This window comes from Streptomyces sp. NPDC058240 (assembly GCF_042882135.1).
Lineage (GTDB): Bacteria > Actinomycetota > Actinomycetes > Streptomycetales > Streptomycetaceae > Streptomyces.
The window spans coordinates 37,739-47,911 of record NZ_JBHVWT010000038.1; the positions used below are offsets into that span (position 1 = coordinate 37,739).

At 69.9% G+C, this 10,173-nt stretch carries 10 protein-coding genes; 8 read left to right on the plus strand and 2 right to left on the minus strand.

Translation table 11 applies throughout. The features are described from left to right. Positions 1-137 precede the first annotated feature (137 nt). The 3 genes from dnaJ (at position 138) to ACFVX4_RS33675 (ending at position 2,303) form a co-directional block, all read left to right on the plus strand. A complete protein-coding gene (dnaJ, locus tag ACFVX4_RS33665) occupies positions 138-1,322 on the plus strand; it encodes a molecular chaperone DnaJ (RefSeq protein ID WP_385325909.1) in 1,185 nt (394 codons plus the stop codon). A 1-nt stretch (position 1,323) separates the two neighbouring features. Next, positions 1,324-1,770, plus strand: a complete 447-nt coding sequence (locus ACFVX4_RS33670) for a heat shock protein transcriptional repressor HspR (RefSeq protein ID WP_072487850.1) — start codon at positions 1,324-1,326, stop codon at positions 1,768-1,770. A 155-nt stretch (positions 1,771-1,925) separates the two neighbouring features. Then, complete coding sequence (locus tag ACFVX4_RS33675; protein WP_389984831.1) at positions 1,926-2,303, plus strand: hypothetical protein; 378 nt, start codon at positions 1,926-1,928, stop codon at positions 2,301-2,303. A gap of 316 nt (positions 2,304-2,619) precedes the next feature. Here the strand turns inward: ACFVX4_RS33675 and ACFVX4_RS33680 are convergent, their stop codons facing one another. Then, entirely contained in the window at positions 2,620-3,630 is a 1,011-nt protein-coding gene (locus ACFVX4_RS33680; RefSeq protein ID WP_389984834.1) for a helix-turn-helix transcriptional regulator, read from the minus strand. A gap of 101 nt (positions 3,631-3,731) precedes the next feature. Here ACFVX4_RS33680 and ACFVX4_RS33685 point away from each other — a divergent pair, with 101 nt between their 5' ends. Both ACFVX4_RS33685 and ACFVX4_RS33690 read left to right on the plus strand, forming a co-directional pair. Then, positions 3,732-4,004, plus strand: coding sequence for a 5'-nucleotidase (locus tag ACFVX4_RS33685; protein ID WP_389984837.1), 273 nt, complete (start codon positions 3,732-3,734; stop codon positions 4,002-4,004). Then, entirely contained in the window at positions 4,001-4,321 is a 321-nt protein-coding gene (locus ACFVX4_RS33690) for a (2Fe-2S)-binding protein (RefSeq protein WP_072487853.1), read from the plus strand. The genes ACFVX4_RS33685 and ACFVX4_RS33690 overlap by 4 nt, the downstream gene beginning before the upstream one ends. A 136-nt stretch (positions 4,322-4,457) precedes the next feature. On the opposite strand, the gene ACFVX4_RS33695 is transcribed toward ACFVX4_RS33690, so the two are convergent. Further along, positions 4,458-4,862 (minus strand): pyridoxamine 5'-phosphate oxidase family protein, encoded by a 405-nt coding sequence (locus ACFVX4_RS33695; protein WP_389984840.1) that lies wholly within the window; start codon positions 4,860-4,862, stop codon positions 4,458-4,460. A gap of 251 nt (positions 4,863-5,113) precedes the next feature. On the opposite strand from ACFVX4_RS33695, the gene clpB reads away from it, so the two are divergent. The 3 genes from clpB (at position 5,114) to ACFVX4_RS33710 (ending at position 10,035) form a co-directional block, all read left to right on the plus strand. Then, on the plus strand, positions 5,114-7,714 hold the full coding sequence (clpB, locus tag ACFVX4_RS33700) for an ATP-dependent chaperone ClpB (protein ID WP_389984843.1): 2,601 nt from the start codon (positions 5,114-5,116) through the stop codon (positions 7,712-7,714). Positions 7,715-8,150: 436 nt separating this feature from the next. Further along, a complete protein-coding gene (locus ACFVX4_RS33705) occupies positions 8,151-9,404 on the plus strand; it encodes an MFS transporter (RefSeq protein ID WP_389984866.1) in 1,254 nt (417 codons plus the stop codon). A 70-nt stretch (positions 9,405-9,474) separates the two neighbouring features. After that, positions 9,475-10,035 carry a YbjN domain-containing protein gene (locus ACFVX4_RS33710; protein ID WP_389984846.1) on the plus strand — a complete coding sequence of 187 codons (561 nt, stop codon included), beginning with the start codon at positions 9,475-9,477 and terminating at the stop codon, positions 10,033-10,035. The last annotated feature ends 138 nt before the right edge of the window (positions 10,036-10,173 follow it).

Below are 10,173 nucleotides of genomic sequence, written 5' to 3' on the forward strand. Positions count from 1 at the left end.
AAAAGGCAACCGAAGAGGAGGGTGGGGGCACGGGGGGGGTCGAACCCCCCGTCGAACCACCTCACGCCCCACCCCCAGGCCAGGCGACCTCCCCGGGTGCCGTCCCCATGGCCGATCGTCCGGAAGGAGGGACGTCGATGAGCACGAAGGACTTCGTCGAGAAGGACTACTACAAGGTCCTCGGCGTCCCCAAGGACGCCACCGACGCCGAGATCAAGAAGGCGTACCGGAAGCTCGCCCGCGAGTTCCACCCGGACGCCAACAAGGGCGACGACAAGGCGGAGGAGCGCTTCAAGGAGATCTCCGAGGCGAACGACGTCCTCGGCGACAGCAAGAAGCGCAAGGAATACGACGAGGCACGCGCCCTCTTCGGCAACGGCGGCTTCAGGGCCGGACCCGGAGGAGCGGGAGGCAACTTCAACTTCGACCTCGGCGACCTCTTCGGAGGCACCCAGGGCGGGGGCCAGGGCGGCGGCGCCGGCGGTTTCGGCGGCGGCGGTCTGGGCGATGTCTTCGGCGGCCTGTTCAACCGGGGCGGCACGGGGACCCGGGTGCAGCCGCGCCGCGGCCAGGACATCGAGTCCGAGGTGACGCTCAGCTTCACCGAGGCGGTCGACGGGGCCACGGTCCCGTTGCGGATGTCCAGCCAGGCGCCCTGCAAGGCGTGTTCCGGCACCGGCGACAAGAACGGCACCCCCAGGGTCTGCCCGACCTGTCTCGGCACCGGCCAGGTCTCGCGCGGCACCGGCGGCGGCTTCTCACTCACCGACCCCTGCGTGGACTGCAAGGGCCGGGGTCTCATCGCCCAGGACCCCTGCGATGTCTGCAAGGGCAGCGGACGGGCCAAGTCCTCCCGGACCATGCAGGTCAGGATTCCGGCGGGCGTCTCCGACGGCCAGCGGATCCGGCTGCGCGGCAAGGGCGGTCCGGGCGAGCGCGGTGGACCGGCCGGCGATCTGTACGTCGTGGTCCACGTCGGCGCCCACCCGGTCTTCGGCCGCAAGGGCGACAACCTCACGGTCACCGTGCCCGTCGACTTCACGGAGGCGGCGCTCGGCGGCGAGGTGAAGGTGCCCACGCTCGGCGGCCCGCCGGTCACCCTGAAACTGCCCGCCGGCACCCCCAACGGGCGCACGATGCGCGCCCGCGGCAAGGGCGCCGTGCGCAAGGACGGCACCCGGGGCGACCTGCTGGTCACCGTCGAGGTGGCGGTGCCCAAGGACCTCGGCAACGAGGCCAGGGACGCGCTGGAGGCCTACCGGAAGGCGACCGCGGGCCATGACCCGCGGGCGGAACTGTTCCAGGCGGCGAAGGGAGCTTGAGGTGGACGGCCGACGACGTAATCCGTACGAACTGACCGATGAATCCCCGGTGTACGTGATCTCGATCGCGGCCCAGCTCTCGGGCCTGCATCCGCAGACGCTGCGCCAGTACGACCGTCTCGGCCTGGTCTCGCCCGACCGCACGGCCGGGCGCGGCAGGCGCTACTCGGCCCGCGACATCGAGCTGCTGCGCACCGTGCAGCAGCTGTCGCAGGACGAGGGCATCAACCTCGCCGGCATCAAGCGCATCATCGAGCTGGAGAACCAGGTCGCCGCGCTCCAGCAGCGCGTCGCCGAGCTCTCGGCGGCCGTGGACGGCGCGGCACAGGCGATGCAGCAGCGCGAGGCGCAGGTCCACGCCTCGTACCGGCGCGATCTGGTGCCGTATCAGGACGTGCAGCAGACCAGCGCGTTGGTGGTCTGGCGCCCGAAGCGTCCGAAGGACTGAGCGGGAGGGCGGGCCGGGCCGGGCGCGGCTGCGCCCGGTGGACCGCCCACCCGCGCGACGAAGGGCCGGGGAGCCGACTTACGGGTCGGCTCCCCGGCCCTTCGTCGTACGCCCCCGGTGCGGGGCAGCGGCCGGAACCCGACTCCGGTCCGATCATGGCCGGCGACAATGGGCGGGGGCCTGTCCTGACCCCGCCCGTCGGCGCAGTGCGGTCCTCGGTGGCCAGGACTGCCGGGATTCTGCTGGACACCGTGATCACATCGGCGTTCGGCGGGGGCGACGACGGCCCCGCGATGTTCGTACGCCTCGAAACCCCCGAGGGGGAGGTGGAGTTGACCGTCATCGCGGCCACCGCCTCCCACAGCCCCGCCGAGCACCGGCTGTCGCAGGACCTGCTCGACGCCTACGCGACCGGCCGGGCCACCCCCGCCGCACTGCTCGCCTGGGGGCGCACCCATGGCGGCGGCACTCCCGGTCGCGCGGAGCGGGAGGAGTTGCTTGCGGGGTGGGGTGGGCGTGCGGCTCGTCGGTGAGCGGCTTGACGGCGCCATTTCTCCGGCCGTTCCTCGCGGAAGGAAGGAACGCTCAGAGCCTCTGTGCAGATCCTGACGGCCGCATCACACAGCTCACGTCCCCCGTGCGCATGGGCCGTTGTGTCTTCGTCCCTGCCCATTCGTGCCCCCCGGCTTTCGGCAGTGCAGCAAGATGACGGTGGTGGAAGCCCAAGGGCTGGGCAAAGTGGGGGTGCCGGAGGAACTGGTGACCGCCGACTCGTCCGGGACGTGGCCATGCTCACCCGTCGTGCGGCCACGTACTCCGCCGAGGGCGGGGGCGCGAGGTGCCGGCCGGTCAGGAATCCTGGTCGAGGATCCTTGACTGGGCGATCAGATAGCCGAGCTGGGCGCGGCTCGTGCTGCCCAGGACGGCGGACAGCTTGGCCACGTGTGCCCGGCAGGTGCGGACGTTCATGCCGAGGCGGCGGGCGATCGAGTCGTCCACATGGCCTTCTACGAGGAGTTGGGCGATGGAGCGCTGAACTCCGCTGATGCCTTGGGGGGCAGGGTCGTACGGGAGCTCTTCCAGGAGGGGGGACGCACGGTTCCACAGCTGTTCGAAGACCTTGATCAGGTACTCGACCAGTCCCGGGTGACGCAGTTCGAGGGCGACCTGGTCGTCGTCGCTGGCCGGAATGAACGCGACGGCCCGGTCGAAGACGATCAGGCGCGAGATGAGCTCTTCCAGCGTGCGGATCTCGACCTTGCCGTCGGCCAGGCGCTCCGCGTAGGCCCGCGTGCCCTGGCTGTGCCGGACGGTGTGCTGGTAGAGGGTGCGCATGCCCACCCCGCGGTCGACCACCAGCAGTGCGCGCTCCAGGCCCTCCCGGAGGCGGTCCTCGCCCCGGTCGCCGCCCGGTTGGACCGTGAGTACCTCGGTGCGGCACTCGGCGGTGGCGAGGTCGAGGGCCGCGTTGATGCGGTTGCTGCCCTCCAGCACCGTGATGGCGTGGGTGATGGGGGGATCCTGGGCGCTGATGTCCATGAAGGGTTCGAACGATTCGGCCAATTCCAGGGACAGTCTTCTGTGCTCCTGGATCTCGCGTTCGATGGGGTTCAATCGCTGTGCCAGCGCCGCGGACGGCGGGACGGGGCGGAGCCACTCGGCGTCGTCGGGGTCGGGATGCAGCAGGGCGAAGTCCATCAGGCAGGGCGCGGTGGCCACCTCGGCCCGCGATATCCGGCCGGAGCGCAGCGCACTGGCGTAGAGACGTCCTCCGTCTTCGCATAGTTCGGTGATCCCGTGAGGATGCGTACCTTTTGTGTTGCTTGTGGTCATATCTCCACCCCCCAGGTTCCTGAACATGCAGGAACATGATGCATCGACTCGGTGGTGTTCGTGTGCCCAGGTGAGACATCGTCTTAGGTGCGGGGGAGAAGAATCCACAAGTGAGGACGAAGCCGACTATGTATAAGCGATTGCTTCGCTCGGCGCTTGCCGTCTCATTCGTCGCGGCCCTGGGCTTCGGCGTACTGGGAAGCGATGAGATCAGCTGGGGTTCGGGGGCCGCCAAGGGCGGCGAGATCAGCTGGAGTACCGAAGCGGGCGCCGGGCCGGGCGAGATCAGCTGGAGTGTCGAGGCCGCGAGCCCTGCCGGCGAGATCAGCTGGCTCTCCGGGACGTCGGTCGCGTCCGACGAGATCAGCTGGGTCGTCGCACCGACCCGACCGGGCGCATGACCATCCCGCCGGACGACCGGACCTTCCGGCGAGAGATGGCCACGGCCTACCGATCAGGCTGGCATTTCATCGACCTCGTCACTGCCATCCCCCACTGTGGCGACTCGTTGATGGTCACTCTGTTCGGCGACCCCATCGTTGTCGCACGCGAAGAAGACGACGAAGTACGTGCCTACCGTTGCCTCCGCAAGCCGCGTGGAGCCCCGCAGCCCGTTCGCTGTGCGATTCGGTACGACATGATCTTCGTCAACCTCGACCGGCGGGACCACCAGCTGTTCGAGCCAGAGACTATTTCCGCCACCCCCCGCAGTGCCTGAGCGATCCCCCGTCGTTCCATGTCGCTCAGTCACTCCCCCACACAACGGCGCCATCGTGACCTGAACACGATGGCGCCGTTGTGCTTTTCCCGGCCGCGCCCGCCCCGCCGGGCGCGGTCCGCGGTCCGCGGACCGGTCAGGCCCTGCCGAGCGCCCGGTCCACGGCGATCTCGATGACGATCCGGTCCGGGTTGGGCTTCGGCGTGCGCTCGTAGCGTTCTGCGTAGCGGCGTACGGCGTCGGCCACCACCTCGGGTTCCGTGCGCACCGTCGCGCGCCCCTCCAGCGTCGCCCAGCGGCGCCCGTCGATCTGGCAGACGGCGACCCGTGCGCCGTCCGGGCCCGCGGCCAGGACATTGGCGGCCTTCCGGGTGTTCTTGCCGGTGATGACCCGCGCCAGCCCCGTCTCGGGGTCGTACGTGACACCCACCGGCACCACGTGCGGTGTGCCGTCGGGGCGGGGCGTGGTCAGGGTGCACACATGGCGTGCGCGCCAGAAGGCGAGGTACTCGGGGCCGGGGTTCGTCACGTCGACTGCCATGGGGACAGCGTAGGCAGCGCGGGCGCGGCGCCGGCCCCGCCGTGGGCCCCGCTGCGGTGGCGGAGGGCCGGTGCGGCCGGTTCACTCGAAGCAGCGGAACAAGGGGCAGTTCCTGGCGCGGACAGCTCCCGGCATCAAGTTGAGTGGATTGGACTCAACATCGCCTTGAGTGGAATAGACTCAACTTTATGCACGTTGACTAAGTCAGTGTTGTGGAGAGAGCCAGCCACCGCAAGGAGGAGAAAGCGCACGTGGACGCCGAGCTGACCAACAAGAGCCGGGACGCCATCAACGCGGCCACCAGCAGGGCCGTGAAGGACGGGCACCCCGATCTGACCCCCGGGCACCTGCTGCTCGCGCTGCTCGCGGGCGAGGACAACGAGAACATCATCGATCTGCTCGCCGCCGTCGAGGCCGACCAGATCGCCGTACGCACCGAGACCGAGCGGCTCCTGGGCGCCCAGCCCAGCGTCACGGGCTCGACCGTCGCCCCGCCGCAGCCCAACCGGGAGCTGCTTGCTGTCATCGCCGATGCCGCGCAGCGCGCGAAGGAGCTCGGCGACGACTACATCTCCACCGAGCACCTGCTGATCGGCATCGCCGCCGAGGGTGGCCGCGCCGGTGAGATCCTCAGTGGGCAGGGGGCCAGTGCGAAGAAGCTGCTGGACGCGTTCGAGAAGAGCAGGGGAGGGCGACGGGTGACCACACCCGACCCGGAGGGCCAGTACAAGGCGCTGGAGAAGTTCGGTACGGACTTCACCGCGGCCGCACGCGAGGGCAAGCTCGACCCGGTCATCGGGCGCGACCAGGAGATCCGCCGCGTCGTCCAGGTGCTGTCCCGACGCACCAAGAACAATCCCGTGCTCATCGGCGAGCCCGGCGTCGGCAAGACGGCCGTCGTCGAGGGCCTCGCCCAGCGCATCGTCAAGGGCGACGTCCCCGAGTCCCTGAAGAACAAGCGGCTCGTCTCGCTCGACCTCGGTGCGATGGTCGCGGGCGCCAAGTACCGCGGCGAGTTCGAGGAGCGGCTGAAGACCGTCCTCTCCGAGATCAAGGAGAGCGACGGGCAGATCATCACCTTCATCGACGAGCTGCACACCGTCGTGGGCGCGGGCGCCGGCGGCGACTCCGCCATGGACGCCGGCAACATGCTCAAGCCGATGCTGGCCCGCGGCGAGCTCCGCATGGTCGGCGCGACGACGCTCGACGAGTACCGCGAGCGGATCGAGAAGGACCCCGCCCTGGAGCGCCGCTTCCAGCAGGTGCTGGTGGCCGAGCCGAGCGTCGAGGACACCATCGCGATCCTGCGCGGGCTCAAGGGCCGGTACGAGGCCCACCACAAGGTCTCCATCGCGGACTCCGCGCTGGTGGCCGCCGCGACCCTGTCCGACCGCTACATCACCTCCCGCTTCCTCCCCGACAAGGCCATCGACCTGGTCGACGAGGCGGCGTCCCGGCTGCGCATGGAGATCGACTCCTCGCCGGTCGAGATCGATGAGCTCCAGCGCGCCGTCGACCGCCTCCACATGGAGGAGCTGGCCCTCAAGAACGAGACCGACCCCGGCTCCCGGCAGCGCCTGGAGAAGCTGCGCCGCGACCTCGCCGACAAGGAGGAGGAGCTGCGCGGCCTCAACGCCCGCTGGGAGAAGGAGAAGCAGGGCCTCAACCGCGTCGGTGAGCTGAAGGAACGTCTCGACGAACTGCACGGCCAGGCCGAACGCGCCCAGCGCGACGGCGACTTCGACACCGCCTCCAAGCTGCTCTACGGGGAGATCCCCGGCCTGGAGCGGGAGCTGGCGGAGGCGAGCGAGGCCGAGCGGGAGGCGGCCAAGGACACCATGGTCAAGGAGGAGGTCGGCCCGGACGACATCGCCGATGTCGTCGGTTCCTGGACCGGCATCCCCGCCGGACGCCTGCTGGAGGGCGAGACCCAGAAGCTGCTGCGCATGGAGGACGAGCTCGGCAAGCGCCTCATCGGGCAGGGCGAGGCCGTGCGGGCGGTGTCGGACGCGGTGCGCCGTACCCGCGCCGGAATCGCCGACCCGGACCGGCCCACCGGCTCGTTCCTCTTCCTCGGCCCGACCGGTGTCGGCAAGACGGAGCTGGCGAAGGCGCTCGCCGACTTCCTGTTCGACGACGAGCGGGCCATGGTCCGCATCGACATGAGCGAGTACGGCGAGAAGCACAGCGTGGCGCGGCTCGTCGGCGCCCCGCCCGGATACATCGGCTACGAGGAGGGAGGCCAGCTCACCGAGGCGGTCCGCCGCCGCCCGTACAGCGTCGTGCTGCTGGACGAGGTCGAGAAGGCCCATCCCGAGGTCTTCGACATCCTGCTCCAGGTACTCGACGACGGCCGGCTCACCGACGGCCAGGGCCGGACGGTGGACTTCCGCAACACCATCCTGATCCTGACCTCCAACCTCGGCAGCCAGTTCCTGGTCGACCCGCTGACCAAGCCCGAGGAGAAGAAGGCACAGGTCCTGGAGGTCGTGAGGGCCTCGTTCAAGCCGGAGTTCCTCAACCGGCTCGATGACCTGGTGGTCTTCTCCGCGCTGTCCGGCGACGAGCTGTCGCACATCGCGCAGCTCCAGATCGACCGGCTCGCAAAGCGGCTGGCCGACCGCCGGCTCACCCTCGACGTCACGCCCGAGGCCCTGGCCTGGCTGGCCGAGGAGGGCAACGACCCGGCCTACGGGGCCCGGCCGCTGCGCCGCCTCATCCAGACGGCGATCGGCGACCGGCTGGCGAAGGAGATTCTCGCGGGCGAGGTCGAGGACGGGGACACCGTCCGGGTGGACCGGGTCGGGGACGGCCTGCTCGTCGGGCCCGCGACCTCGGGCAGCACCTTGTAGGCGGCGCATGGCCGGTTTCGATGCCGGGTCCCCGGCCGGAGGCCCATGGGTCCCGGACGGGGACATGCCGTCCGTACCAGCGTGCGGAAGGGCGTGCGTCCAGGCCGGGACACGTCGGCGCCGCCGTGCGAGGGGCGAGGGATCGCGGTGATTCCGGGAGAAAGGGAAAACGGCCGCCGTCATCGATGATCCACTGTTCAACATCGATATTGCGCCAAACGTCTCGCTCCGCACCGATGGGTGGCATCTTCTGATGCGGCGCCGTCCCGGGCCGCATCACCCGCCTCTGACAAGGGACTTCTGCTCGGGTGCAGGCGGTGTCCGCCCGGCGGTGCGCGAATAATCAGGACACCTCGGGGCGTCCGTCGTGGCCTGCTCGCAAGCAGGGTTGGGGGCCGAATTCGGCAGTCGGTAGCGTGCCCGCATGAACGAGCGGATGGGCGATGAGATAAAGCCGGGGCCTGAAAAGCCCAGATCTGACAATCTCTTTCACCTTGGCGAATTCCGTGCGCTTTGGGCTGCTTATGCCCAGTCGATCCTGGGTGACCAGCTGGCACGCGTGGCCCTGTCGTTGCTCGTGTTCGAACGCACCGACTCGCCAGGATGGACCGCGGCGACGTATGCGCTGACCACCTTGCCCGCTCTGCTGTCCGGGGTGCTCCTGTCCGGCCTGGCGGACCGTTTCCCCCGGCGTACGGTCATGATCAGCTGCGACCTGGTGCGGATGGTGATGGTCGGGCTGATGGCCCTGCCCGGGATGCCCTTGCCGCTGCTCGCCGGGCTGCTGGTGCTGGCGCAGCTGGCCGAGGCGCCCTTCGGCGCCGCCCAGGGCGCACTGCTGCCCACCGTGCTCGGTACGCAGCGGTACGAACGCGGCCAACGGGTCATGCAGATCACCAACCAGGTCGGACAGCTGGCCGGCTTCGCCGGTGGCGGTCTGCTGGCCGCGTGGCTGGGCAGCAACCTCTCCCTGGGCGTGAACGCGGTGACCTTCCTGCTCTCGGCGACCCTGGTCAGGTTCGGCGTGAAGGCCCGTCCCGCGGCGAGTGCCGACGCCCGTAAGCCGCGGCTCGGCGCACAGGTCGGGGGTGCCGCCGCGCTGATCTGGTCGGACCGCAGGCTCCGGTCGCTGCTCGCGCTGGGGTGGCTCGCGGGGTTCGTCGTCCTGCCGGAAGGACTGGCCGCCCCGTTCGCGGACGAGGCCGGCGGTGGCGCCTCCTCGGTGGGACTCCTGCTCGCCTCGCATCCGGCGGGAATGGTGCTGGGAGCGGCCCTGCTGGGGCGGGCCAAGGTCGGCGACGAGTCGCGGCGCCGCCTGCTCGGGCCGTTGGCGATCGGTGCGAATCTGCCGCTGCTCGCCTACTGGCTCGACCCCGGTGTGGGTGCGGCCATGTTCCTGCTGCTGGTGGCCGGGGTGTGCTCCGCCTACCAGATCACCGCCGGGGCCACCTTCGTGCTCCTGACCCCGGCCGACCGGCGTGGCCAGGCGCTGGGGCTCGCCAGGACGGGGGTGACCGCCATGCAGGGGATCGGTGTCGCCGTGGGGGGTGTGGCGACGGAGCTGTCCGGCTCGTCGGCGAACACCATCGGCGCGTCCGGACTCCTCGGGGTGCTGTGCGCGATTCTTGCCGCCGCCGCTTGGACACGGGCGCGGGGAGCGGATGCAGAGATGATTCCCCGTAGGGCGTAAGGCCTGTCCGGCGAAACGCGGCTAGGGTCGTCGGCAGGAAACCACGTGCGATCCACAGGAGTACCCAGCGATGTCTATCGATCCGTCCTCGATTCCGAATTTCGGGGGCCAGCCCGAACCGCAGGCGGCAGGACCCGAGGGCCCCGTTGTCCCTGACCAGGACCTCGTCAAGCAGCTTCTCGAACAGATGGAGCTGAAGTACGTCGTCGACGACGAGGGCGACCTCGCGGCGCCGTGGGAGGACTTCCGCACGTACTTCATGTTCCGGGGCGAGGACGAGCAGCAGGTCTTCTCGGTCCGTACGTTCTACGACCGCCCGCACGCCGCGGACCAGCGTCCGGTCCTCCTCGACGCGATCGACGACTGGAACCGCCGCACCCTGTGGCCCAAGGTCTACACGCACACCCACGAGCCCGAGGAGGGCTCCGAGGACACCGAGACCTCGGTCCGTCTGATCGGTGAGGCGCAGATGCTCATCGGTACGGGCGTCAGCCTGGAGCACTTCGTCTCGTCGACGGTCAGCTGGGTGCGCGCCTCGATCGAGTTCGACAAGTGGCTCCAGGAGCGTCTGGGCCTGGCCCCGGCCGAGGAGCAGACGGACGGCGGGGACCCGACCCCTCCGGGCGCCTGAGCCCCGTACGGCAGTGACAGCCCACCCCGGGGGGGGGGGGGTCCGCGACACCCCCCCCACCGCCGGCGGGCTTTCTTCGCCAAGTGCGATCAAAGAGACCCCATCGTTACGGAGGGATTGGGTTCTTCCTCCGCCGAC

Coding starts and splice junctions, on each gene's coding strand:
- dnaJ (WP_385325909.1), top strand. CDS start 138: ATGAGCACGAAGGACTTCGTCGAGAAGGACTACTACAAGGTCCTCGGC.
- ACFVX4_RS33675 (WP_389984831.1), top strand. CDS start 1,926: ATGGCCGGCGACAATGGGCGGGGGCCTGTCCTGACCCCGCCCGTCGGC.
- ACFVX4_RS33680 (WP_389984834.1), bottom strand. CDS start 3,630: ATGTTCAGGAACCTGGGGGGTGGAGATATGACCACAAGCAACACAAAA.
- ACFVX4_RS33685 (WP_389984837.1), top strand. CDS start 3,732: ATGTATAAGCGATTGCTTCGCTCGGCGCTTGCCGTCTCATTCGTCGCG.
- ACFVX4_RS33690 (WP_072487853.1), top strand. CDS start 4,001: ATGACCATCCCGCCGGACGACCGGACCTTCCGGCGAGAGATGGCCACG.
- ACFVX4_RS33695 (WP_389984840.1), bottom strand. CDS start 4,862: ATGGCAGTCGACGTGACGAACCCCGGCCCCGAGTACCTCGCCTTCTGG.
- ACFVX4_RS33705 (WP_389984866.1), top strand. CDS start 8,151: ATGGGCGATGAGATAAAGCCGGGGCCTGAAAAGCCCAGATCTGACAAT.
- ACFVX4_RS33710 (WP_389984846.1), top strand. CDS start 9,475: ATGTCTATCGATCCGTCCTCGATTCCGAATTTCGGGGGCCAGCCCGAA.